Origin of the sequence: Neobacillus pocheonensis (genome assembly GCF_050477905.1) — a bacterium.
GTDB classification, from domain to species: Bacteria; Bacillota; Bacilli; order Bacillales; family Cytobacillaceae; genus Neobacillus; species Neobacillus pocheonensis_A.
Map to the genome: position 1 here is coordinate 108901 of NZ_JBCNAD010000024.1, position 24727 is coordinate 133627.

The following is a 24727-nucleotide window of genomic DNA, read 5'->3' on the forward strand; positions in this document are numbered from 1 at the left end:
ATGAGCGAGCCATATTATTTTCGACTAAAAGGAAACGGCTTATGATTGGATAATTGCGGTATTAGTTTCAACTGTTTCTTCGATTGAATCAAATAGTTTGTAATTGAACAATCTATTTATGATGATTATTTTTGGCCTTTTTTTAGTGTAATACTACACTTTAACTATTATTTTAAAATTTTATCGGCGAATTTTTATTTTTTTCGGCGAATTTTCAATTTTATCGGCGAATCGAAAAATATTACTTCTTTTAATAAAATTAATCCAATTCTCCGATTAATATTATTCCATCTTGAGAAAAGTCACCGTAGAATTTATATCCCTTAACGTCTAATTCCGCGGGTACAATTAAACCCCATTCAGAAACATTCTCTGGAGAGAAAGCAGTAAGTTGGGCCCCAACTGATTCCTCTTCTCTACTAAACAATCCTTTATAAAAACTTTCTAAACCTTTTTTTGTATATAATACCGCAATGTGTGCACTCATTAATCCTCTTGAGGAGATAATACAAAAGATACGATATTCACGCTGAAGACCTGTTTTTGAATTAATTAAATGTATAGTTCGATTAATAATTGTCTGTACAAATAATTTTCGTACAGAGTTTGGAATCTTTTGAGAATCAGTAAAGAAATCTTCAAAGGAAAGTGACAGGGCTGAGTACCCCTGATAATTTGGATCACAATTTTTGGGGATAGGTAAAGAGTCAGTTTTTTCATCTAAATATTTAATAAAGGTACGGCACCTTCTTTTTAAGCCACGTACTTTCTTCTTGGAAAAGTTTTCAATAACCCATCTTTTCATTATGAAATATCCTCCGAATCATCTCATTTAAAACCTGGTTAGAACCGGATTTTGTCATTTCTACATCAGTGTATTTTAGTCACATCTGTATTGCCTAACTCCGTCACAATCACTGCCTTCATTTGTATTCCCCCATTTTAATTAAATTCCTGCCTCTAAAATAATATCTCCTCAAAAAATCTGCTTTAAAATATAAAAAGGGCTCTACATTTCATGTTTGAGCCCTTTTTTACTCTACCTAATCGAATTCTTTGTATTTTCATAAATACCGATTACGGCTTCGTCTATTTCATCTCTCGACATCCGCAATGCTTTTTCGGATCTGGCAAAACCAATTTCGATTTTGCCTTCTTCCAGTCCTTTAAAAATCGCATCTGCAAATTCATCTAAATTAGCGCCAAAAGTATGTAACCCAACACCGCCTAAATCCGTATTGACCGCCGGAGGCGCTACTTCAATCACTTTAATAGAGGTATTCGAAAGCTGTAATCTTAGACTCACTGTAAATGAATGTAAAGCAGCCTTAGTAGCTGAATAAATCGGCGCAATTGCCATTGGAGTGAATGCAAGACCCGAAGTTACATTGATAATGGCTGCGTTATCTTTGCTAGCAAGGAATGGTGTAAATAGCATAGCTAGATGAATAGGTGCTTCAAGGTTTGCTGTAATTTCATTATTATAGTAAATCCAGTCCTCTTTAGGGTTTGCTTTTAAAATATTAAACCGTTGCTGAATGCCTGCGTTATTAAACAAGGACATTCAATTTTGGGTATTCATTCGTTACCCATTCAAATAATGCCAATCGATCCGATTCAACCGTAACATCACAAACGCGTGTCACAATTCCTGGGAATTTATCCTTTGCCTCTTGGAGCCTCGTTTCCCTTCTTCCACATACAATAACAGTGCTCCCCGCTTTAATAAATCGTTCGGCAAAAGCTAATCCAATTCCGGATGCACCGCCAGTAATCAAAATTGTATTTCCTGATAGATTCATGGTAATACCTCTTTTCACGTTAATTAAATATATTTAAAATGACTGCTACTACAAAGGTAAGGATACAAGAACCAATAATGAAATACCCAATATAGCGAATTCCTTTTGGCAAGGAACTTATTTTTAGGCTGTTTCTTCTATAAACACCTCCAGCAGTTATCTTTTGCAAATCCTCAATCGGTGTATACAATTTATCATCTTCTGTATGTTTAAATTCTTCACTGGGTTGAGATTCATGCGTTTTTTCCATATTTATCACCCACTTTTATAATAATTTAGCCATGTAATACTCATTGAAAATAAAAAACGATACAAATAAAAAAGTATCGCGGCTACTGATTAATGAAAATAAAACCAAGCCAAGTAAAAAAAAGAAAAATTGGGACCACATGTAAAATGGCTAGCCAACGGATCCCCTGAAGCCTTTCATTTTATATATATTCAACATTTTGGATCAGCTATCCTGCCATCTTTCCACAATTAGGAAAATCACAAAAAACTTTTTCTCCGCCCACAAGTAAACGCTGATCTCACTTTCATAAAGTCGTACATGAGTGCCGCTTTTCGGCCTTTTTCTGTTTCCCGATTCATTTTATTGCGGAGACAATCCATGAATTCTTCATCACATTGACAAGGTGATATTCCTCTTTTTAGACATTGGTCATGTTTTTGGCAGCAGGCATCCACATCATTAATCGGAGCGCCTGGTCCGCTGCACCCGGGACCGCACCAACGATATCCAGGAAAAATGCACAAGGAAAAAGGATTTCTCTGATCACTATTTTTCAAAACTTACCACCTCCAGAATAGTTACTATACTAATAAAATATGATTGTCCAAAAAATATGAATTGGCAGGGGCCCAAATTTACCGTTAGCAATCACTTAAAGTTATACTCCAATAACAAAAAGGTGTAGAATAGAATTATATGCATTTTAGGAGTAGGTCTCTTTGGTATTCCTTCAACGATTAAAATTAGTTTTGAATAATAAATGGCTCATCTACTTACTGGTTACTTTGGTCCCTTCAATAGTGATTAGTGCTTATTTAGCGGAGTACAAGGTAAATGTGGATGAAAGTGAATATAAAAGTAAAGCCCAGGACTATGCCAACTTTCACGCGATGAATATTGAGCATTTTCTTGGCGAAACGGTGGGCAGACTAGAAATGCTCGCTACCTCGATGAAGGTTCAGGATAACAAACTTAATGATGTCGTAAAAATACTTCAAGAAACGATGGGAAAGGATCCTCGTTTTTCAGGTTTCTACTGGGCGAGCGCCAATGGGAACCTTTTAATCGACACGAACCCTACCAATTCCACGGTGAATGTTAGTGACCTTCTTTATTTTCAGGAAGCTATAAAAACGAAGAAAACTAGTATTTCAGAACCGCATTATGGCCGTGTATCAGGAAGATATATCATTTCAATCGCTGCACCGATTGTCAATCATGGGCAAATACAGGGTGTTCTTGTTGCCAGCTTAAGAATAGATGAAATAGAAGCAGAGATTCAGAGTTTACTAAAAGATGAAATGATTATCGTCGATGATGGAACAGGACATCAAATAATTAAGGCTGGTTCCATTCCTAAAGATGACTCAGTTATGGCCAGCATGAATATTTCTCAAGTACCTTGGACCATTTCTGCCTTCGTCACTTCAGATAACGAACTCATTTTTTGGCGAAATTTTTTAAAGTCCATTATCTTACTCTTAGCCATAACAAATATCTTATTTTTATCCGCAAAATATGTGCACTTACATCAAAAATTGAAAAAAGAAAAAGAACAAACAGAGATTCATAAGCTAGAACTAATTGGCAATCTAGCTGCTAGCACGGCCCATGAAATTCGAAATCCACTTACCGGAATCAAGGGGTTAGTGAAGCTTTTAAGTGAGGAATATACGGATAAGAAAGCACAAGATTACTTCGGTGTAATTCAAACGGAAATTGATCGAATCAATGCGATTGTTAGTGAATTATTGGTGCTTGGAAAACCTACTGCCTATAAGCTAAAAACCTATGATGCCAATGATATAATCGCCGAAATCGTCCCTATTATTCATTCTGAAACGAATTATATGAATGTGGAATTGAACATTCAATATGCGGCAGAAAATCTACCCGTTTCCTGTGTAAAAGACCATTTAAAACAGGTCATTCTCAATTTAACGAAAAACTCCATACAAGCGATGCCCAATGGCGGAAAGCTCTCCCTTCAATTAGATAGAAGTGCGGACTCGTGTATCATAATAGTTTCAGATGATGGAGTCGGGATGAATATGGATCAAATCTCTCAGGCCTTTAATCCTTTCTATACGATGAAAAAAGACGGTTCAGGACTAGGTTTAACTGTATGCAAACGTATTATCGATACGTTTGGCGGGGATATTTTTATAAATAGCATGCCAAATGAAGGAACAGAAGTAGAAATCAGGCTCCCTCTGGCATTAGATAAAAAATCGTAGGCCTCCACCTGCGATTTTTTGTATATAAGCACAAACTCTCTTTATTTATAGAAGGAATAAAACTTTTTAAAGAGAATAGTTTTCTACGAGGGAGAGTGATAGAACATGGAAAGAAAATCGCTACTGATAACGCCTTTACCTGGCTATGAACCGGAAATTGGCCGTTGGCTCTGGTCTTTGGAAGATGTAAGACGCACCCTTAAGGAACGGTTAGCTGGGCTTAGTCAGGAATTGATTGATAGAAGGCTAGAAGGAAGACATTCAATAGGAAGTTTGCTTTACCATATTGCGCTCATTGAAGCGGATTGGTTATATGAAGAAGTCCTTTGTTCAGCATGGCCGTCTGAAGTACAAGCCATGTTTCCGTTAGAACACCGGAATGCTTCCGGAGAATTAGCACTTTTTCAAGGTGAAACAATTGAAGCTCATTTCGATCGTATGGACTCCGTACGTGAAATCTTCCTTTCTCACTTCCGGACAATGGAGATGGAGGATTGGAGAAAGCCGAGAGTGCTGCCAAACTACGATGTAACTCCTGAGTGGGTTGTCTATCATCTTATTGAACATGAAGCCCATCACCGTGGGCAGATTTTTCAACTGCTTAGTTACTTGGAGCACTTAGAAGATTAATTTTTTCCTAAAAAAGCAGCTATGCACACGTATGCATAGCTGCTTTTTGGCTTCATTAAACTTCTTCCCCTTTTTTCAGTAAAGCAGATGAGCGCTTGAAGAGGGGCACAAGGAATAAAACACCCACGATAAATAGCAAGGCCGACCCTTCATACATTGCAACTAATGATAAGGTTTTCTTCAGCCAGCCACTCGCACTCATGGTGATGACCATTGTTCCCATAAATAACGGTGTTAAAATACCGTTAACGCGCCCGATAAAGGCTTCGTCAGTGTTTTGCAAGATCATCGTATTAATTCCAATGTGAATACAAGGCATAAACAAGCCGCTAATGAATTGTGCTGTCAGCGTAATCCAAAGCTGGTCGGATAGACCCATCACAAAAAAACCAAGCGCACTAACAGACATTCCAATGGCAAGCAGGATTTGTGGAGGTGTTTTTTTCGCAAGCCCCATCGTGAGCCCACCGCCTAAAATCATTCCTGCTCCAAACGCGGCCATTAGCCATTGCAGCTGTTCCTTTGGTAATCCAAGTTTTTCGGTAATGAGGAAAACAGCCAGCGGCTGTGTCAAACCTAGTGCTAAACCTGCGGCAGCAAAGCAGCCACCAAGTAACGTTAATGCTCGGCTGTTCAACACATAGCGGAAACCTGCCTTCATTTCCTCCACAAGTGTCGTTTTCTCCTTATTTTCTTCCATCTCCCGGTCAGGAGGCAACAGCATCAGAACTGCAGCAGAGAGAATAAAGGCAACCCCCATGATAGCAATAGCGGCGTTAATACCGTAATGCTGGTAAACAAACGTACCGATAATCGGTCCGAGTATCATGAACACTGCAAACAGAGTCTGATACATTGACATCCCCATCTGAATCAACTCTTCTTTGACATGAAGCTTAAATAGCTTCATTCCAGATGGCTGTGAAAATTGTGAAAGAATAGAGGAAACTAGTGTTGCAAAGAAAATCGCTTTCCAGCTTCCGAGAAAGAGCGTTAGCAATACTACGAAAATCGATACGGCGCTAAGCAAATCACACCACACCATCGTCCGTTTTGGACGCCATCTGTCAGCGAAGGTTCCACCGATAAAGGAAAAAAGAAAAATTGGCGCGAATTCCGCAACCGAGATAAGCGAGACCGCCACTGGATCTTCATTTGTCTTCTCGATGACAAATAGCAAAATGGAATAATTGCGCACCCAAATACCAATTTGCAGAAAAAGGGTGGAGAGTAAAATGGTACGAATGACTTGATTACGAAATAATGCCCCCATCGAAAGATCTGAGTTTGTTGTTTCCGTCATAAAAAAACCTCCTTATCCATCAATCTGGACAGGAGGTACTTTGAGGCAACAGGGCATAGTACACCGTTCATTACTTGTACTCACCTGTTGCCTATAAAAGCCCGCACTAACCCTATCCAGAAAAATATGTTCGTTTTATCCGAATTTTTTCTTAAATAGGTTTAGTAGATCATTGGCTTTTAGGTCACCCTTTCGTTATATCGTATTTTCTATAGTACTTTATTCTGTTCAAAGAATCAAGGGGGCGTTGTAACTAAATAGAATGGAGCATTATTCCATTGTTAAACTCTGAAATTTGTAAGCTTCTAATTCTAGAATCTTATTTTTTATTCGTTCTAAACAATACTGTTTATTTAAATTTTTATCTGAACTGACACATGTTTCGGTTATGATAAATCCATTTGGCAACTGCACAGCCACAACAGTACACTTTCCAAAAAGCTCGATTATTTCAATTTGGGATTTTTCAATCATCGCGTCAATTTCGGTTTTGGTTGCTTTTTGAGTAATCTGTTCTGATTTCACAGAAAAAAATGAGTACTCTGATGGTTCAAAGGCCATTTCAAAAGCTTGCTGTGTTATTTCGATAATATCGTTGTTGTGCAAATTTCGCACTTTTACTTTCCCGTAAGCTGTAATCTCCAATAGCTCTACTTTATTTTCTGTTGCTCCTTTTACTTGAAAAATCTTCAAGGTGTTCCCCCTCCATTTTATAGGACCCGATTCTAAATAGTTTATTCCGAGACTAATCAAGCTGTGAGCCTTGTATTGAAACTGAATTTTAGGTTCGAGTGGAAGAAATGTGTTTCGCAGATAAATGGCTTTGTTTCGCAGATAAAAGTAGTTTTTTCGCAGATAAACATGAGATTTTCGCAGATAAATGCCTCAACTTCGCAGATAAAATTATCGAAGAGAAATATACTCTAAAAATTTGATAATTTTCTACAAATTTTGCAGGAAATCATATCCTTTTAAAAGAATTTTTTAAATAAAAAATAAAGGAGTGATTATTTTTGATCGCAAAACCAAGACAAATACCATTAAATATTCAAGTTTTGTTAGCATTATTGCGACGCTTACCCAAGAACCACATAAAACGCACGCAAATTTTGGAGGAACTCGGCAGACGTCAAGCCGGATTCCAAGGCGAAGAGTCTCTTGATTTCCATTTAAGCCACTTGCCCGAAAAAGAATTTATCATCCTCCACGACTTAAATCTTCCAGATGGGAAATACAATTGCCAAATCGATACTTTCCTACTAACATCTAAATTCGCCCTTATCATAGAAGTGAAAAATTTGAAAGGTAAATTAACTTTCGATTTGATTAATGACCAGCTAATTCAAAAATACGATGGAATTGAAAAGGGGTATGCTTACCCGGTTTCACAGGCGCAGCGGAAAATTTCCATTATAAAAAAACTGCTCTCTGACTGGCATTTGCCTCAAGTTCCAATTGATTTTATGATAGTCATCAGCAATCAATATGCAATTCTTGAATTCATCGGAAACATTCCTGAAATTCGGAAGAGGGTGTGCAAAGCTGATATTTTCCTGAAAAGAGTCGGGTTGTTTGAAAATATATATACGAAAGAAATCCTCTCTCCCAAAGAACTTCGAAAGTTTACCAAGCTTTTAATAAAAGCGAATACCCCACCGACCAGCCACATTATGGAAAAATATAGTATAAAAAAATACGATTTATTAACTGGCCCCCATTGCCCTACATGCTCTTATCTTCCACTTACCCGTGAAAAGAGAAAATGGTTTTGCCCAATATGCAATACTTATTTAAATGATGCACATATCTACTTGCTCCAGGATTATTTTTTGTTATTTGATATTAAAATTACAAATCGGGAGTTTCGGAGGGTTGCTCATATTGAATCTCCAGATACCTCCGGAAGAATGCTGCGCTCTGTGAATTTATGTTGTACAGGAAAAAACAAGGATCGTGTCTACTTCCCAGCTAAATTCCCTTGGGAAAATTAGTTTCGCAGATAAATGACTTAGTTCCGCAGATAAAGCTGCTAGTTTCGCAGATAAATTCAACTTTTTCGCAGATAAAGCATAAATTTCCGCAGATAAATACCTTCACTACATTATGTTTTGCTTAAAAATTACTAATTTAGGCATAAAAAGAGGAAATCACCACGATTTCCTCTAAAATTTAAATAGCTTACTTAATACTTTCATTGATTCTGGACTGCAAATTGCTCCAAAGTGGTCTTTTAAATGCATTTTCGCCTCATCCATTTCAAAATTTACTAGAACAACGCGATTATTGTCCACCCAGTAGTCCATCGTCTCAAAGGATGTGCTGCTCCAGCCATTTTTTTCGCCCATTTCGTTGGTTTTTGCCTTCGTACCGGAGACAACAATGTCCATCGATCCTTGTAATTCTAACAATGCGTTATCAAATGACTTTTTCTTTTCTTTATCCTTCATTCCTGCTTTAGCCCTTAACACTCTTGTATCAATCCCGGGTTCTTCTTCAATAAGCGCGAACAATTCTAAGGCTTCCCGAGAAACCAGTCCATCGTCAAATCGGATTTTCAATGGATGCGGTGAGCCCAACACTACTCTAACAATTGGAAGCAGTTCACGTGAAATGAGAACAGACTTTTTTTTCAGAAACTTACCATAAGCCGCTGCGCCATCAACTGGGAACTGAGCACGCCACATCCAGGGATCCAACTCTGAGCCCGTATACCAATTTTCCTTCGGAGTGATGCTGTCTAATGAAGGATAATCCGGTATTAACTGTGCCAATGGCAGCAAACCGATTTCGTTAATTACTTCAACAGCCTCTTCATATGTATGAATCTTGTAATTCTTCAAACCCAACCATCTCCCAAGCTCTTCTCTACCAACCATTCTACCTAAGATCCGCTTTCATTAAACTTTAGTTCCGAAACAAATACAATCCAAATCCCAAAGTATCCCTGCCCCATGTCAAATACGTTCTGCGCCACGCACGGATCCGCTCCAGCATCGCCTCATAATCCGGATCATCCGGATTCTCCAGACAATAATTTTCGATGGACATGGAATATAGCCATTCATAGTCATCCCACTCGTCATCATTGGCCACATAAGACCAAAGCGGCACCAACCCTAACTCTTCTCCCACTTTCATATTCTCAGCATGGCTCTTAAGTTCCGATTCATCCGCACCGCCGAGTGCCTCTAGATACTCTGCACTCGGGGACTGCTTCCAATAGCCTTCTCCTATTAAAATGAACCCATTTTTGCGCACGAGTCGCTTCATTGCTTCAAGAGTAGGTTCCAACCCGCCTAAAGCATGAGTCGATCCGATACAAATTCCTAAATCATAGCTCCCGGCTTCACATTTTTCAACAGCTACCCCAGCATCCTCTACAATAAACTCGATGCTTCCTTCAGGAATTCTGCTGCTCGCACGACTCTTTGCTTCCTCTATCGCTCCACCATACAACTCAACTGCCGTAGCAGATACCCGGTAATTTTCCACTAGTCGAATTAACAACTCACACCGGCCAGCACCAATATCAATAACCTTATCCTGTGGTTTAAGCGAGGCGATGCTGATCATTTTCATAATTTTTTCTTCACTCATCGGGTTATAAAAAGCATGATCGCGATGAGCGATGGCTGAAAATTTGTTTCTATTCAAGATATCCATCCTTCAGTTTTTATTTTGATACACTCATTGTAAAATTTCTCAGGTTCTTCAAAACTTATTAAATGAGCTGATTTTTCAAACCAAACAAATTCTTTATGAGGGCATTCTAACACATCATAGAACCGCTTAGCCAATTCAGACGGGGTTTGGTAATCCTGCCTGCCGGCAAAAATATAAACGGGAACTTCAAAGCGAGGGGTATTTTTCAAAAAGTCTACTTCTATAACCTGGCCCCACATCGATTCTAGTGAAAATCTTCCCGCCTTCATGTAGGCAAACCAGTCTTTCATTGTATACTCATTCGCGAAAAACATATTGGAATAGATAAGCTGATAATCGCTTACGCCAATCGCTGAACCACCCAGCCTCGTCAGCCATCTTCTTTGAGCTATTAAATAATTCATATCAGTTGGATTGTATTTTAGCTCGGTTAATTCCTTAAACGCCTTATCGTTGTTTAGTTCCTTTGCTTTATTAATAGTATATTCATAGGAAATTTTTTCGCCTGCTTTCATGTTCACAACCTGGCCAATCCCTATGTAACTATAAATATATTGAGGGCATTTTTGGGCTGCCAATATCCCAAGTACCGTCCCCCAGGAATGCCCTACTAAAAATAATTTAGACTGATTGAAGCGTTTTAATAAATACTCAATGAGCTGTACCGCGTCACTTAGCATATTCTCAATGGTAAGCTCCTCCTTTTTGATAGAAGGAGAATAAGAAATTCCCGCACCTTTTTGATCCCAATTCACAACAAGAAAATCTTTTTCTAGCTTTCTCTGAAATTTTGGGGCAAATCCAATTTGCGCCGTTCCTGGTCCTCTATGCAAAAATAACATAATCGGATTCTCAATATTTTCACCTCTCATTAGTACAAATTGCTTCGTCCCGCCAAGTTCAACTTCCTCTAATGAAGCTATCGATTCAAATGCACTAACAATCTTTTTCGTTCTCCTCTTAAACATACCGCCCCCTCCTTCTTAATTTCCATTTTAATACTATACATCCTAAAAAATCCATATAGGTTCATGCTTGAGCCATCTTTTTCAATCTTTTTTAAAACTGTGTTATTATTTTCCATAACACCTATTGGAAAGGATGAAACAAGTTGTCATTTGACAGTGTAAAAGCTCATTTTAAACAATGGAATCGTGAACAAGATATGATGGAATTTGAAACCTCAAGTGCTACTGTTGAACTCGCTGCTGAAGCGATTGGAGTCATTCCAGCTCGGATTGCGAAAACGCTGTCCTTTCGGGGAGAAGATGATAAGGCCATCTTAATTGTGGCGGCAGGAGATGCCAAGATCGATAACAAGAAATTCCGCCAAACGTTTGGATTTAAGGCGCGCATGCTTACCCCTGACGAAGTCCTCGAGCAAACCGGACATGCCATTGGAGGAGTTTGCCCATTTGGTTTGAAGAATGAACTCGATGTTTACTTAGATGTTTCCATGAAACGTTTTGAGACTCTCTTCCCAGCTTGCGGGAGCTCTAACTCTGCAATCGAATTGACCAATGATGAACTTTTTCAATATTCATTGGCGAAAGAGTGGGTTGATGTTTGTAAAGGATGGGAGGAAGAAGAACTGAAGGAAAAAGTGGCTTTAAATCAAGAGGCTTAATTGAAAAAACAAGCAGTTGTTACTGAACCAACTGCTTGCTTTTCATTCCTTTACATATCTTTTTGATTTACATTAAGTTCGATGATGTTTCCATCTGGATCGGTACAGAAGATTTGTGCAAAGCCACTAATACTGTTCGGTTTTTCAAGAAGCTCAATCCCATTCTTCTTCAACCATTGTAACGTCTCTTGATAGTTTTCCACTCTAAGGGCGAAGTGGCCTTCTCTGCTGGATATGCTTTTATCCTGACGAATCGTCTGTGAGGAAGGGTCCACAATTAAGTGAAGCTGTTGCCCCTCTATTTCATACCAGGCACCAGGAAAGTCAAAACTAGGACGTTCGAGTTCTTTTAAGCATAAAATGTTTCCATAAAAATCTTTTGCTCGTTCTAAATCTGTTACCGAAAGACTAACGTGATGGAGGCATTTATATTTTATCAAGCAATCATCTCCTGAAAATATGGATATAAAGATAATAGCAAAAGATAGGTGTTTAGAACAAAAGTATTTTTAATATCTCCGTAGTGAAAATAACCCTGAATACCCCTACATATGTTAAAATTAGTAAAAGTACACATAGAATATCGGGGGTTCAGTTAGATTTGAAGATTCTAATTGTAGAAGATGAGACAAGAATTAGTCATTTATTAAGGATTTATTTAGAACGGGAGTCTTATCAGGTCGATGTTGTAGATAATGGGGACGATGGGCTAAATAGTGCCTTAACAGAAACCTATGATTTAATCATTTTAGATGTATTAATGCCTGGTAAGGATGGGTACATGGTTCTTGAAGAACTCAGACGGATGAAAAAAACACCTGCGTTATTGCTTTCAGCAAAGTGCAGTGAAGAGGACCAAAAGAAGGCATTTGATTTGGGGGCAAATGAGTTTATCTCCAAACCATTTAGTCCGAGTGCTGTCGTGATGAAGGTCAAAGAAATATTGTCTCTAGTTTGATCATCGCAATCCTTGTAGATTGCTTTTTTTAATAGTTTAAAAGAATGTAGGTGAATGATAGTGTTAGAAAACTTCCCAGTTTATATGTCCTCCTTTGAACAAGAAAGAATGATAAGAGTCTACCTCCCTAATGGTTACAATGAAACTCACAAACGCTACCCCGTCCTATATATGCACGATGGGCAAAATGTGTTTGTTGATGAAGATTCAAGTAATGGAGTCTCGTTGGGGATGAAAGACTATTTGGACCAATCTGGGCTGGAAATAATCGTCGTTGCGATTGATTTTAATCCTGAGGGCAAAGAACGTGTAAACGAGTATTGTCCATGGGTGAATGGCGAGATAAGTAAGAAAGTTTTAGGATACAGCTGCTCTTCAGGCGGCAGAGGAAAAGAATATATCGACTTTATCCTCCGTGAACTGAAACCGCTCATCGACCATAAATACAGGACTCTCGAGGATCAAACGTCGATGGCAGGAATCTCACTTGGTGCTCAAATTTCGACTTATGCGGCATGCAATTATCCGCATATTTTTAAAAGAATAGCTGCGATTTCGCCTGGATTTTACCGTAACCAGGAAGAAATGGAGACACTACTAAGAAACTCCGACTTATCCGCCATCGAGAATTTTTATATGGACTTTGGCACAAAAGAAGTTGGTGAAGATGAAGAAATGAATCAATTTTTCCTCGGGCTCACTAACGGGGTAGTGGAGATATTGAAAGGAAAAGTTGCAAATCTTAACTTCCAGTTTATCGAAAATGCGGAACACAGGTATGAATTTTTTAGAAAAAGAATCCCAGGTATGCTTTCTTATTTATATTCAGACCTCAAGCAAACAGGTATGGCGGATTAATCGCCATACCTGTTTGCTTAAAATGGTTTTAAAATCATCAGGATAATGATAATGATAAAAATAGCATTAGCCAAGTATTCAGTTAAGAAAAGGGGCTTGGCTAAGCGCCAATATTCCGCAGGGATTTCGTCCCCTTTATGAGATTCTAATAAGGCTTTCACCGGTTTAGACCTTGGTGATAGGAGGATCGGGCCAGATGCAAGTGCAATCAAAAACAGAATGAGGCTTATCACATACCAGCCCATCTTAAACAGGCTTGGATTGAGGAAGCCCATAATCAAACCGGTAATGAGTAAAAGCGTACCGCCAATCATCACATAAATATGTAACTTGTGCCTGATTTTATAGGAATGCCGCAGTTCGGTCATGGTATTTCCAGATTTGACGACGGTCGTTAAGATAAACCCTGGTCCCATCCCGATTATCGCAGAAAAAATATGAATAAAGACAATGACTTTGTAGAAAGTAATCATTTAAAGACGACCTCCAATCTCTACAAAGTCATTTTATCACAAAATTTCTGTTCTCTTGAATCGACTTTGTTACATATTCATGATTTAAATATGCAATACCATATGCTCATCATCTAAATAACCGCCATTTATTTTAAGCGCTTTTTCTTCGTATCCATAGCGTTTAAATCCTAATTTCGTATAGAGCATTTTCGCTTTTTCATTGCTTGCGATGACAGATAAATTTACTTTTTCAATCTCGTCAATCGTTCTAGCTATCTTTAGCGCCTCTGAAAGTAATGCCTCTCCAACCCCTAAACTGCGTTTTGCCGGTGTTACATACATGGCATAAATATTTGCCCGATGCTTTATTTTTTCCGCCTGTTCTTGCAGTAATGTGACAACCCCGATTAGTTCCTCATTGTCAAACGCTCCAAACGTATAGTTTCCGGGCTGGCTGAAGTTACGTGCAGTCTGTTCGACCGGATTTTCTCTTTTTAACGCATCTTCATAGCTTGTTAAAAAGGCTTCTGGATTTTGCTTTAATGCTTCTAATCTTAGGTCCCAATACTTTTTTGCATCTGTTGGCCCCAGCAGTCTTATTTTCATAAGTGCTCTCCCTTTGTGTTAAATAAATTATCAACTTCTGTTTTTAATTGTTCTAACAATGGAAACGTGGATTGACTGCCTAGACTTTCTGCAATATGGGTATAGTACCATTTTTGCTTTTCTTTACCGGCATTAAATCGTTCCCAAACCTTGTCGCCATGTTGCTCATAATCATGAATGATGGAACGAAGGTTATGGAGTTTATCGGCGCAGGCAACAACGCGAACCTCCTCGGGTGCGGTCTTTAAAAACTCAATCGTATGATCCTTCCGGGCTTGCCATGTAAGTGATTTATCAGGTTCGGAACAACCTGCAACGATTTCCGCAATATTTGCCCCAAATTCCCGCTCGATATCTTCTAAAGTTAGTTCAGTATCCTCTACCGTATCATGCAAAATCGCTGCGGCAATGAGGTCCTCGCTGTAACCCGCCTTCATTACCAACATCCCTACTGCAACGGGATGAGCGATATAGGGGATATTCGTATTTTTTCTGAATTGGTTTTGATGCGCAATACTAGCAACTTGAAGTGCCTTTTCAATTAATTCCATTGTGGTTATCCCTCCCTTACTTCTTTATTTTACAACGAGGAACAACAAAATGGAAAAAACAAGCAGACAGCTGCTTGTTTTTATATAGTATAATCCTCTGGTACGAAGACCTTTAATTGTTTTGGTTTCACATGTACTTCCTCGCCGTTTTTTAGATTAAGACTACGGTATTGTTCTTTTGTTACCTCCGCTTCTAAAAATTCTCCGGTATCCTTTCGGATTAGTTCAAGCTGGACAACTGCCCCAACCAAATGAATATAATTAATTTTCGCAGCAACCGAATCATGTCCTGCTTCCCGCTCAATGCTTATATCATGCGGACGAACGTAACCGATAGCTTCCGTATCTGTAGTTTCCGCAAATTCAGGCGGAGCGTCGACCATAAAATTGCCATGATGCAGTTTCCCATTATGCAAACGTCCCTTAAATAGGTTGACATTTCCTAAAAAGTGATAAACAAATGGACTATTGGGATGCTCATAGACTTCTTCCGGCGTGCCAATCTGCTCGATTTTCCCTTCATTCATCACAACAATCCGGTCAGCAACGTCGAGTGCTTCCTCTTGATCATGCGTTACAAAAATACTTGTAATTTGGTAATCATCATGGAGTTTTCGCAGCCACCTTCTGAGATCTTTCCGCACCTTCGCATCCAAGGCACCAAACGGTTCATCCAATAACAGGACCTTTGGCTCTACAGCTAATGCTCTCGCAAGTGCGACTCGCTGCCGCTGACCGCCGGACAAATGGAATGGATAGCGATCGGCAAATGCCTCAAGCTTCACTAGTTTAAGTAATTCATAGACCTTGTCTCTTATTTCTTGTTTGGAAGGTCTTATTTTTCTAGGGCGAACCTTTAACCCATAGGCGATATTATCAAAAACGGTCATATGGCGGAACAAGGCATAATGCTGAAATACAAAGCCTACTTTACGTTCCTTTGTATGGATATGGGTGATATCTTCATCCCCAAACAGGATGGCTCCCTGATTGGCCGCCTCCAATCCGGCGATAATCCTAAGAAGGGAGGTCTTCCCTGAACCTGATGGACCCAATAGAGCAACGAGCTCGCCCGTTTGAATATCGATATTTATATTTTCCAAGGCACTAAATGTCCCGAACGATTTTGAGATATTTTGTATCTGTATGCTCATACTTTTGAAATCTCCTTTTCTAGGATTTTTTCGCTTTCCACTCAATGACATTTTTTATAATTAAAGTAATAATGGCGAATAACGACATTAAGGAAGCAACCGCAAAGGCAGCAGAAAATTGATATTCATTGTATAAAATTTCAATATGAAGTGGCATCGTATTGGTCATTCCGCGGATATGGCCCGATACGACCGAAACGGCGCCAAACTCTCCGATAGCGCGGGCACTGCACAAAATGATCCCATATAATAATCCCCATTTGATATTTGGCAGGGTCACCAGCCAAAACGTTTTCCAACCGCTTGCTCCCAAAGTTAGGGATGCTTCTTCATCGGATGTTCCCTGCGTCTGCATCAAGGGAATCAGTTCTCGGGCAACAAAAGGCAAGGTTACTAAAAGAGTTGCAAGGACAATCCCTGGCACTGCAAAAATAATTTTAATATTATGATCCAATAGCCATTGGCCAAACAGACCGTGGGCGCTAAATAATAAAATAAACACCAATCCTGCGATGACTGGCGAGATGGCAAAAGGCAGATCGATAACGGTGATGAGAAGGCTTTTCCCCTTGAATTGGAACTTGGTCACCGCCCAGGCTGCCGCCACACCGAAGATGGCATTAAGAGGGACAGCAATTAGGGCGATTATGGCCGTTAGCTTAATGGCCGCGAAGGCGTCAGGGTCGCTAATCGCGGCAAGAAAAACGGGTACTCCCTTTTCGAATGCTTTAATAAAAATCGCCGCAAGCGGCAGAACCAAAAACAAACATAAAAATGATAATGCGACTATGATGAGGGCCCAGCGTACCCAACGCGGTTCTGAATCTTTGATTGGGTTTTGCTGCGGTACCGTTGAATATTGTAAAGAGACATGTCCAGCCATTATTTCCCCTCCTTTTTTATAAAAATTTACTTTATAGCTAAACAAACTTCCGATTTGTCCACCATTGTAATAAATTAATAACGAATAATAAGATAAAAGAAAAAATAAGCATAACTGCGGCGATGGCGGTAGCCCCTGCATAATCATACTGTTCCAGCTTTGTCATGATTAACAGCGGGGTAATTTCTGTGCGCATCGGCATATTTCCTGCAATAAAAACGACTGACCCATACTCGCCTAACGCTCGCGCAAAGGCTAATGCGAATCCTGTTAATGCCGCTGGCAGCAGCTCCGGGAAGATTACTTTTACAAAAGTTTGCAGTCGGTTTGCCCCCAAACTCGCGGAAGCCTCTTCGATTTCTTTATCCAAGCTCTGCAAAACAGGCTGGACGGTCCTAACGACAAACGGTAATCCGATAAAGGTTAGTGCCAGAGTAATTCCAAGTGGAGTGAACGCTACTTTAAATCCTAAAAATTGCCCAATCCAACCATTTTCCGTGTACAAGGTTGTCAGCGCAATACCGGCAATGGCTGTCGGCAGTGCAAAGGGTAAATCAACTAACCCATCAATAATCTTTCCCCCTGGAAAGCGATAGCGGACCAATACCCAAGCGATTAACACCCCGAATACCACATTGATGGTAGCTGCCAGTAAAGAGGCACCAATGCTGAGCTGATAAGAGGCTACCACCCTTGGGTCAGAAATGGTCTGCCAAATTTTTGACCACGGTGCCTTCGCCGAATTTATGAATATCATCGATAATGGCAGTATGACGAGAAAGCTAATGTAAAACATCGTAAAGCCTAAAGAAAGACCAAATCCAGGAAGCACATGCTTCCTTTTCATTACACGAGCCATGAAGTTGACCCCTTTCGCTTTAGATACATGCTTTTTGGGGAAATGAAACGCCTCTCCATTTACCCTGTATGCTCTTTTTTTCCTCTTTGGGGAAATGCAATGCCTTTCCATTTACCCTATTAGCTCTTTTTTTCCTTTTTGGGGAAATGCAATGATTCCTCATTTCCCCAAACAGGCTATTAACTTATTTCGGCTGATAAATTTGATCAAATGTACCGCCATCATTAAAGTGTTTTTCCTGAGCTTTTTTCCAGCCTCCAAAATAATCATCAATTGTTACGAGATTAATCTTTGGAAACACATCTGCATACTTTGCGAGAATGTCTTGATTGCGCGGGCGATAATAATTCTTGGCGATAATCTCCTGGCCTTTTTCAGTATATAAAAATTTCAAATATGCTTCGGCCGCTTCTCTTGTTCCCTTTTTATCAACCACTTTATCGACCACAGCAACTGGCGGCTCCGCAAGAATGCTTAGGGATGGAACAACTATCTCAAACTTGTCTTTGCCTAATTCATTAAGTGTTAAAAATGCTTCGTTCTCCCATGCTATTAAAACGTCACCAATTCCACGTTCTACAAATGTTGTCGTTGCTCCGCGTGCCCCGGAATCTAGTACTTCCACATTTTTATATAATTGACTCATGAAGGACTTGATTTTCGCTTCATCGCCGCCATATTTTTCCTGCGCATAGGCCCAGGCAGCCAGGTAATTCCATCTCGCACCACCGGATGTTTTCGGGTTCGGCGTGATTACGGAAACACCTTTTTTCGTTAAATCATCCCAGTCCTTAATACCCTTTGGGTTTCCTTTTCTAACGAGAAACACAATCGTTGATGTGTAAGGAGTGGAATTATCATCCAGCTTCTTTTGCCAATCCTTCGAAAGTAGTCCCGCCGTATTGGCGATTTCATCAATATCATAGGCTAAGGCAAGCGTCACGACATCGGCTTCAAGTCCATCGATGACAGCCCTACCCTGCTTCCCCGAACCGCCATGGGACTGTTGAATAGTAACCTGCTGGCCGGTTTTCTCTTTCCAATACTTCGCAAATTCAGTATTAACCTCTTCATAAAGCTCACGTGTTGGATCGTACGATACGTTTAATAATTGAATCGGGTCTTTACTTTTTTCAGTTTGTTCTTTACTTGCTGTTTCGGTTTTCTTCGTGCTTTGGCTGCTTGTTTCATTGCTGCCGCACCCTGCTAAAATGAGAGCAAGAAGCATAAGAACGAATGAGAATTTGATGGCCTTTTTTCGAATTAATAACATTGGATTTCCCCCTTTTTTTATAAAAAAAGGCTGCCTATTTTAGCTTAATGCGTAAGGAAATAGTGCCTAAATTCGATTAGGCAGCAAGCTTCTTTAGCATTGTCTAAAAATAAGCAGCCTTCAGTACGACTGATCGGCAACATCGCTTAAAATCATGTAGTATCGTCACTTTTTGTTCTTTACAGGTGAACTCTTTGAAGCAGCAAATCGAGTTTTTTCTGTCTTATCAATTTGCGTAATCGTTCCATCATGAACGGTTATGATAACCGACCCATACTCCATATTTTTTAATGTTGATAAAATAAAATTGGCTTTCGCTTGATCAACAACGGCCATTTTATCACTCTCCTAAACTCTAAATTCATGATTTCATATAAGATTACTTGGTTTTAATGCAAAACTTCTCCTAAACCAGACAACAATGCGGACTCCCCTTACTAATTGGCAAGATCAAGCCATCTTCGCTCCCTTCTGGACAAAAAAAGGCTCACACTCAAATGAATGAGTATAAGCCTTTGGTTATCCAATCAGCTAAGTATTCTCTTTTAAATTATTTTTATTTTATTCTGAGTTTTCCGACCTGTCAAGTGAGTTTTATAAAATTTTCTATTATTCTTAAAAATTTAAACGGTATGCCTTTACGACTATTCCATCATCGGCTGGTACAAAGTCCAATTGTGGAATCCGTTCAAAACCTAGGCGCTCATACAATCTCATAGCGCTGTCCATGAATTCTCCAGTATGCAGTCCGATAGCTTTGTGTCCTTTTGTTTTCGACCGCAAGATACATTCTTTTATTAAAGCTGCTGCTACCCCTTTACCTCTATCCTCCGGTGTAACGGCTAGCATCCTGATTTCGGGATAGTCCAGCTCTTCTACATATCCATCATAGGCATTGACTTTAGCCGGAAATAAAACGACACTGCCTGCAATTTTTCCATCAAGCTCTGCAACAATTCTCTCGACACTCTGATTAGTATCAGCCTCAGATAAGATTGCCCTCTTCAATGCTTGCCAATGACCATCAGGAATTTTTTTAGCATGCTCCTTGTATGAAATAACCCGCTGTTCTCGAATATAGGATAATTCTTCATCTTTAGCATCACGAATAATCACTTTATAAACCTCCCCCTTAGGATGTTCTCCCCTCAATGTATAAAAAATTTTTCTGTTTTATTACTTAAACCCGCACGGTTGTGTTGGGAGTGTAGACCTGACAAGTCTGGACCCTTGGGCAAAATGTTATAACCTTTTTGATCATCGTCTGCAATATGATTTGATAGATGATAATGAACTTTTATAGCATGGAAATCCGTGGTATCCCCAAATCCAGGAGTTTGATAGAGATCACGCAAGTAGCCCCATAAATTTGGAAAATCAACAATCCGATTTCGATTAGTTTTAAAGGCAGAGTAATAGGCAGCATCAAAACGAACTAATGTGGCGTACAAGCGAACATCAGAATCCGTAATATAATCACCAAATAAAAAACGTTTTGTGGCGAGACGCTCTTCCAATTCATCCAATCTAGCAAATAAGATGTCATACGCCGCTTCATAGGCTTCCTGCGACTGGGCAAAGCCGCATTTATAGACGCCGTTGTTGACATCATGGAAAATGATATCGTTTAATGCATCAATCTCCGCCCGTAAATGCTCAGGGTACAAATTAGGAGCATTTTCTTTGTGAAATGGGGCCCATACGGTTTCCAGATAGTTTGTCAGTTTAAAATAATCATTGTTGACGGCCTTTTGTTCCTTAACATCGACCATGACTGGAACAGTTGGACGTCCGGTGAAATCAGGGGCCGCTTTCTTGTATATTTCACTGATATATTTGATGCCGAGTACCGGATCTACACCGCCTTCATCCAAAGAGAATTCCCAATCTACATGCGGGAGCCTTGGGCGCATTGGGCTGGCGGTACCTAAGCTGATGACTTCTTCGAGTCCAAGGACTTTACGGACGATCACCGAGCGATGCGCCCACGGACAAACCGCCGACCATAAAAGCCGGTATCTTCCCGCCTCAACAGGCAGCTGGTCCTTTTCATTTCCAAATGGGGTTGTAAATCTATTCTTCTGGCGGTTAAATGACCCATCAGCATTGATTTCTTTTGTTCCTTTCGTCATCCCTTTCACCCTCTTTTATAGGTTTTAACTATTTTAGTATTTTAAAGTTATGATAGTCAATTAAATCCATAACCTAGGAAACAAAATTAATCCAAATGACTCAATTACTATTCTCTAAAAGTAGGTAAAATAACCTTTATCTTCGAATTGCCAACCAGTACCTTAAGAACAGACTTTTTAATATTGGGACTAGGGTTGAACTTACGAAAACTGTCATAATTGAGGAATAGAGAGATTCCACACTAAGGTATATGGTCTAAAATAATAAAAAGTAATCATTTAAAGTATAGAAGTAAACTCCAAAACAGGTGCTTACTTCTTTTTAGTTATGTAAAAAAAATCAGAAAACGTCTGCTTTAAAGCAAACGTTCCTTGGAGGTAAACTTTTATGCCGATTTGGCTTTGGTGTAATAATAACATATGTACAAGATATTAAAATTGCATAGACAAGTGCTGAATTCAATAAAAAAATTCTAAATTACGTCAATCTCGATTAAATTTTTTAATACCGAAAGTGCATTCTACAAAATTGTGGAGGGATTCTACAAATTGACAGAGGGATTCTACAATTTTTAAGGCACATTCTACAAATTTGGCTGATTATTCTACAAATATAAAGTCCTATTCTACAATTACCATGAAACTAACCAGTTATCCACATACTTTAGCTAATGATTAACAACGAAAAAAGCCCTCAAAGGGCTTTTTTTACCAGATATTTTAGAAACAGATTACTGCTCCTACGATGATTAACAAGATAAACAATACAACGATTAATGCAAAGCAGCCACCGTAGCCGACACCGCCGTAACCATAGCCACAGCAACCACCAAATCCGCCATAACCAAACATATAATAGACCTCCTTTAGTCTTATTCCCTATAATCTATGTGAGGAAATGAAGAATGGGAAGGGCACTTTCACTAGAAATTATTTACGAATACACATGACCAATACTTAATATCGTTCGAGTAATTCGATGCCATGTGTATCAAGATGCTTTTTCCAGGTACTTGAAGAATCACCCGGCTCAATTAATTCGATCTGCAGTAACGGGGTGTTGATAAACATATATTTCGAATCGGCCTCGGTTGTTTGGCCTTCAAAAACAACTTGAATCAGTTCGCTCGGACCTGATTGGATAACCGGTGGTTTTTCCACCCCCAACAACCTGCAAAACGCTTCGGCTGCCATGACTTTAACCAATTCCATGATTCCCTGTAATATCCTTTCTGCGGTACACACTTAATACAACACCAATTAAGATTGCATTAAGCAGTGAGGGCATTAAACCATAGCTAATAAATGGCAGGGACATAGCAATCAAAGGGAACAAGCCTAGAGACATTCCGATATTCGTCGCAAGCTGAACCGCATAAAGAGCGACCGCACCCATCAGTAATAATTTTCCATATGGGTCTTTAATTTGATGCGTGACCACAATGATTCTTGCAATAAATAGGGACAGGATTAATACTAAGGCTATGGCAAAAAGCCAGCCGTAATAGTAGGTAAAACTGACAAAAACAAAATTGGTATGAGCCTCAGGAATAAACTCTTTATCCAAATGATTTCCGAACCAGCCTGCTTTTGACAGCAGCTCTTTAACATGCAATATTATATAACCTCTGCCATCTGAATATTTTTCAGGATGTAAAAAGGCAAGGAATCTAACTAACTGGTAATCCTTAAGAGTATTCCAAGAAATGATTCCTAGGAGTAAAAGGCAACTGAATGAAAATGCCCAGATGAATAGAACCGTTTTCCGACTAAATTTGCTCCACCAAAGCATCACAAAAACCATGACGGAATAAATATAGGCGTTTGAAACACTTGGCAGTGCCAAAAAGAAAAACAACGGAATCATAAACAACATTACAAATTTCCATACCTTCAATTTCTCATTACTAAAAAATGTTGACCACGCCAGAAAGAAAAATGGTAAAGCCATCTGACTCTCAATTGTAATCGGAGGAATTCTAAAACGAGGCAGTCCATTTATCGTCGAATTTGAAAAATATCTTAACAATAATAGAATGAACATTCCTATGGTGTAAAACAACCACCCTCGCTTTTTCCACTTCCGATAATCGACTAGCATGATTCCTAAAGCAGCCGAACTGCTGATAAGTGCAATCATGATTTTATAGATTGAAAAATGCCTTTCATGCAAATAGCCAAGTGAATACATGGGTAAAAAGCCGAGAACTAGCGTCATAACGAACAGAATGACAAGCAGCCAATCTACTTTGGGACGGTAAAGCTTGTTCATCTGCTGTCCTAATTTAATGGGACTGCCCATCTGTTTAACGGCTTTTTCTTCCGCCTCTTCTTCTGTTAGTCCTTTCTCTATCAAGTCGTTCTTCGTTTCCTTCAAATGATAGCTTAATTCATTCGCCACAAATTTTTTTGCTTCCTTAGACTTGATTTGATCGGTGACTTCATTTAAAAATGTGTGTTTTTTATTTTTCACTTTGATATCACCACTCTAAAAGTTCGTTTAAAATGAATTGTTTTTTTGACTGCTTTTTCTCAGCCTTTCTAAGAGCTTTTCTACCTTTATCCGTTAATTGATAATATTTAGCTTTTACTTCAGGACTCCAGCTTGATTGTAAGTAACCTGCTTGTTCTAGTCGATGCAAAAGCGTATATAAAAACCCCTCGTTTTCCTCGAATTTTTGTACGCCTCTTCCTCTGAGTAATTTAGTAATTTCAAAGCCTGTTCTATCTTGAATAAGCAACTGCATAACTGCTACTAGGACGGTTTCTTCACTTTCATCCTGTTTGTTGATTTTTTCATGTATGGTTTTACGGTGCTGCTCTGAAAAATGCAATTCTGAAAAGGCAGTCCGATCCATTGATTTTTTTAAATTCCTTAATCGTTTATCCATCACTTAACCTCCAACTGTTCCTTCAGAAGTTCTTTTGCACGTCTGAGCCTTGTTTTCACGGTGTTATCGCTGACTTCCGTTACTAGGGCGATTTCTTTGATAGACTGTTCCTCATAATAGAAAAGATAGATGACTTCACGGTATTTTATCGGCAGCGTCATGATTGCTGCTATCAGTTGATCATCCTCTTCCTTTTGGATTACAGCCTGTTCAACCATTTCTTTTTGAGTCATATTGCTGAATGGTTCTTCCTCTGTGGTAACAACGTTCTTGTTGTACCAGCTTTTTAGAAAATCCTTGCAATGATTGATGGCAATCCGCCACAGCCATGTTCTCAACTTCGATTTACCGCTATATGTATGAAGACCTTTATAGCACTTTACAAATATATCTTGAGTTAAGTCCTCTGCAATCGCTCGATTATTTACATAGGAAAAAACGAGTTGTAGGACCTCCTGGCCATATCTGTTCATTATTTCATCGATAAGTTCTTCTTTATCCTCTGTATCCAACATTTCCACAGTTAATTCTTCCACGGCTGTCCCTCCTTCATAAACAATAGACGATGTACTCCTTGAGGAAGTTTTCAAAAACAATCGAGTAGAGGGAAAAT

General features: G+C 39.2%; 30 protein-coding genes and 1 pseudogene. 6 read left to right on the forward strand and 25 right to left on the reverse strand.

What is annotated here, in order from left to right; translation table 11 throughout:
- Positions 1-259 precede the first annotated feature (259 nt).
- The 4 genes and pseudogenes from ABES02_RS14595 to ABES02_RS14610 form a co-directional block, all read right to left on the reverse strand.
- Positions 260-805: a DUF3916 domain-containing protein gene (locus ABES02_RS14595; RefSeq protein ID WP_430136057.1), complete on the reverse strand. Its 546-nt coding sequence runs from the start codon at positions 803-805 to the stop codon at positions 260-262.
- Positions 806-1039: 234 nt separating this feature from the next.
- Positions 1040-1802 (reverse strand): annotated as a pseudogene (locus ABES02_RS14600) (SDR family oxidoreductase).
- A gap of 19 nt (positions 1803-1821) precedes the next feature.
- Positions 1822-2052, reverse strand: coding sequence for a hypothetical protein (locus ABES02_RS14605; RefSeq protein WP_430136060.1), 231 nt, complete (start codon positions 2050-2052; stop codon positions 1822-1824).
- Between the two features lie 239 nt (positions 2053-2291).
- Positions 2292-2591, reverse strand: a complete 300-nt coding sequence (locus tag ABES02_RS14610) for a phospholipase (RefSeq protein ID WP_430136063.1) — start codon at positions 2589-2591, stop codon at positions 2292-2294.
- A 162-nt stretch (positions 2592-2753) separates the two neighbouring features.
- Here ABES02_RS14610 and ABES02_RS14615 point away from each other — a divergent pair, with 162 nt between their 5' ends.
- Together ABES02_RS14615 and ABES02_RS14620 are read left to right on the forward strand one after the other, a co-directional pair.
- Positions 2754-4271, forward strand: coding sequence for an ATP-binding protein (locus ABES02_RS14615; protein ID WP_430136066.1), 1518 nt, complete (start codon positions 2754-2756; stop codon positions 4269-4271).
- Between the two features lie 105 nt (positions 4272-4376).
- Entirely contained in the window at positions 4377-4901 is a 525-nt protein-coding gene (locus ABES02_RS14620) for a DinB family protein (protein ID WP_430136069.1), read from the forward strand.
- 55 nt (positions 4902-4956) lie between these two features.
- On the opposite strand, the gene ABES02_RS14625 is transcribed toward ABES02_RS14620, so the two are convergent.
- Together ABES02_RS14625 and ABES02_RS14630 are read right to left on the reverse strand one after the other, a co-directional pair.
- On the reverse strand, positions 4957-6204 hold the full coding sequence (locus ABES02_RS14625; RefSeq protein WP_430136071.1) for an MFS transporter: 1248 nt from the start codon (positions 6202-6204) through the stop codon (positions 4957-4959).
- 270 nt (positions 6205-6474) lie between these two features.
- Positions 6475-6897: a Gp49 family protein gene (locus tag ABES02_RS14630; protein WP_430136073.1), complete on the reverse strand. Its 423-nt coding sequence runs from the start codon at positions 6895-6897 to the stop codon at positions 6475-6477.
- Positions 6898-7217: 320 nt separating this feature from the next.
- Between ABES02_RS14630 and ABES02_RS14635 the strand changes: the two genes are divergently transcribed.
- Positions 7218-8195 (forward strand): nuclease-related domain-containing protein, encoded by a 978-nt coding sequence (locus ABES02_RS14635; protein WP_430136076.1) that lies wholly within the window; start codon positions 7218-7220, stop codon positions 8193-8195.
- A gap of 171 nt (positions 8196-8366) precedes the next feature.
- Here ABES02_RS14635 and ABES02_RS14640 read toward each other — a convergent pair whose 3' ends face one another.
- The 3 genes from ABES02_RS14640 to ABES02_RS14650 form a co-directional block, all read right to left on the reverse strand.
- Positions 8367-9044: an AlkZ-related protein gene (locus ABES02_RS14640; RefSeq protein ID WP_430136079.1), complete on the reverse strand. Its 678-nt coding sequence runs from the start codon at positions 9042-9044 to the stop codon at positions 8367-8369.
- A gap of 64 nt (positions 9045-9108) precedes the next feature.
- The gene (locus ABES02_RS14645) at positions 9109-9867 is read right to left on the reverse strand and encodes an SAM-dependent methyltransferase (protein ID WP_430136081.1); all 759 of its coding nucleotides are present in this window, start codon (positions 9865-9867) and stop codon (positions 9109-9111) included.
- Positions 9855-10835, reverse strand: coding sequence for an alpha/beta fold hydrolase (locus tag ABES02_RS14650; protein WP_430136083.1), 981 nt, complete (start codon positions 10833-10835; stop codon positions 9855-9857). The genes ABES02_RS14645 and ABES02_RS14650 overlap by 13 nt, the downstream gene beginning before the upstream one ends.
- Positions 10836-10978: 143 nt before the next feature.
- Between ABES02_RS14650 and ABES02_RS14655 the strand changes: the two genes are divergently transcribed.
- Complete coding sequence (locus ABES02_RS14655) at positions 10979-11494, forward strand: YbaK/EbsC family protein (RefSeq protein WP_430136085.1); 516 nt, start codon at positions 10979-10981, stop codon at positions 11492-11494.
- Positions 11495-11544: 50 nt separating this feature from the next.
- Here the strand turns inward: ABES02_RS14655 and ABES02_RS14660 are convergent, their stop codons facing one another.
- A complete protein-coding gene (locus ABES02_RS14660; RefSeq protein ID WP_430136088.1) occupies positions 11545-11934 on the reverse strand; it encodes a VOC family protein in 390 nt (129 codons plus the stop codon).
- Positions 11935-12095: 161 nt separating this feature from the next.
- Between ABES02_RS14660 and ABES02_RS14665 the strand changes: the two genes are divergently transcribed.
- Together ABES02_RS14665 and ABES02_RS14670 are read left to right on the forward strand one after the other, a co-directional pair.
- Positions 12096-12452 (forward strand): response regulator transcription factor, encoded by a 357-nt coding sequence (locus ABES02_RS14665; protein ID WP_430136091.1) that lies wholly within the window; start codon positions 12096-12098, stop codon positions 12450-12452.
- 54 nt (positions 12453-12506) lie between these two features.
- On the forward strand, positions 12507-13310 hold the full coding sequence (locus tag ABES02_RS14670; protein WP_430136094.1) for an alpha/beta hydrolase: 804 nt from the start codon (positions 12507-12509) through the stop codon (positions 13308-13310).
- A gap of 17 nt (positions 13311-13327) precedes the next feature.
- Here the strand turns inward: ABES02_RS14670 and ABES02_RS14675 are convergent, their stop codons facing one another.
- From ABES02_RS14675 to ABES02_RS14745, 15 genes are all read right to left on the reverse strand, one after another.
- Positions 13328-13783 carry a DUF2269 family protein gene (locus tag ABES02_RS14675; RefSeq protein WP_430136097.1) on the reverse strand — a complete coding sequence of 152 codons (456 nt, stop codon included), beginning with the start codon at positions 13781-13783 and terminating at the stop codon, positions 13328-13330.
- An 84-nt stretch (positions 13784-13867) separates the two neighbouring features.
- Complete coding sequence (locus ABES02_RS14680) at positions 13868-14371, reverse strand: N-acetyltransferase family protein (RefSeq protein WP_430136100.1); 504 nt, start codon at positions 14369-14371, stop codon at positions 13868-13870.
- Positions 14368-14922 (reverse strand): HD domain-containing protein, encoded by a 555-nt coding sequence (locus ABES02_RS14685; RefSeq protein WP_430136103.1) that lies wholly within the window; start codon positions 14920-14922, stop codon positions 14368-14370. The genes ABES02_RS14680 and ABES02_RS14685 overlap by 4 nt, the downstream gene beginning before the upstream one ends.
- A gap of 80 nt (positions 14923-15002) precedes the next feature.
- Positions 15003-16076: a sulfate/molybdate ABC transporter ATP-binding protein gene (locus ABES02_RS14690; RefSeq protein ID WP_430136105.1), complete on the reverse strand. Its 1074-nt coding sequence runs from the start codon at positions 16074-16076 to the stop codon at positions 15003-15005.
- A gap of 19 nt (positions 16077-16095) precedes the next feature.
- Complete coding sequence (cysW, locus tag ABES02_RS14695) at positions 16096-16959, reverse strand: sulfate ABC transporter permease subunit CysW (RefSeq protein WP_430136108.1); 864 nt, start codon at positions 16957-16959, stop codon at positions 16096-16098.
- Between the two features lie 37 nt (positions 16960-16996).
- Entirely contained in the window at positions 16997-17818 is an 822-nt protein-coding gene (cysT, locus tag ABES02_RS14700; RefSeq protein WP_430136111.1) for a sulfate ABC transporter permease subunit CysT, read from the reverse strand.
- Positions 17819-18002: 184 nt separating this feature from the next.
- Positions 18003-19091, reverse strand: a complete 1089-nt coding sequence (locus ABES02_RS14705) for a sulfate ABC transporter substrate-binding protein (protein WP_430136114.1) — start codon at positions 19089-19091, stop codon at positions 18003-18005.
- Positions 19092-19256: 165 nt separating this feature from the next.
- Entirely contained in the window at positions 19257-19427 is a 171-nt protein-coding gene (locus tag ABES02_RS14710) for a YezD family protein (protein WP_430136117.1), read from the reverse strand.
- 279 nt (positions 19428-19706) lie between these two features.
- A complete protein-coding gene (locus ABES02_RS14715; RefSeq protein WP_430136120.1) occupies positions 19707-20207 on the reverse strand; it encodes a GNAT family N-acetyltransferase in 501 nt (166 codons plus the stop codon).
- A gap of 32 nt (positions 20208-20239) precedes the next feature.
- On the reverse strand, positions 20240-21223 hold the full coding sequence (locus tag ABES02_RS14720; protein ID WP_430136123.1) for a glutathione S-transferase family protein: 984 nt from the start codon (positions 21221-21223) through the stop codon (positions 20240-20242).
- A gap of 720 nt (positions 21224-21943) precedes the next feature.
- Positions 21944-22075, reverse strand: a complete 132-nt coding sequence (locus ABES02_RS14725) for a YjcZ family sporulation protein (protein ID WP_430136127.1) — start codon at positions 22073-22075, stop codon at positions 21944-21946.
- Between the two features lie 105 nt (positions 22076-22180).
- Positions 22181-22435 (reverse strand): hypothetical protein, encoded by a 255-nt coding sequence (locus ABES02_RS14730; RefSeq protein ID WP_430136130.1) that lies wholly within the window; start codon positions 22433-22435, stop codon positions 22181-22183.
- Complete coding sequence (locus ABES02_RS14735) at positions 22422-23696, reverse strand: FtsW/RodA/SpoVE family cell cycle protein (protein ID WP_430136132.1); 1275 nt, start codon at positions 23694-23696, stop codon at positions 22422-22424. Before ABES02_RS14735 ends, ABES02_RS14730 begins: the two co-directional genes overlap by 14 nt.
- 7 nt (positions 23697-23703) lie before the next feature.
- Positions 23704-24114, reverse strand: a complete 411-nt coding sequence (locus ABES02_RS14740) for a PadR family transcriptional regulator (RefSeq protein ID WP_430136135.1) — start codon at positions 24112-24114, stop codon at positions 23704-23706.
- Positions 24114-24710 carry a sigma-70 family RNA polymerase sigma factor gene (locus ABES02_RS14745; RefSeq protein WP_430136147.1) on the reverse strand — a complete coding sequence of 199 codons (597 nt, stop codon included), beginning with the start codon at positions 24708-24710 and terminating at the stop codon, positions 24114-24116. The genes ABES02_RS14740 and ABES02_RS14745 overlap by 1 nt, the downstream gene beginning before the upstream one ends.
- Between the last annotated feature and the right edge of the window lie 17 nt (positions 24711-24727).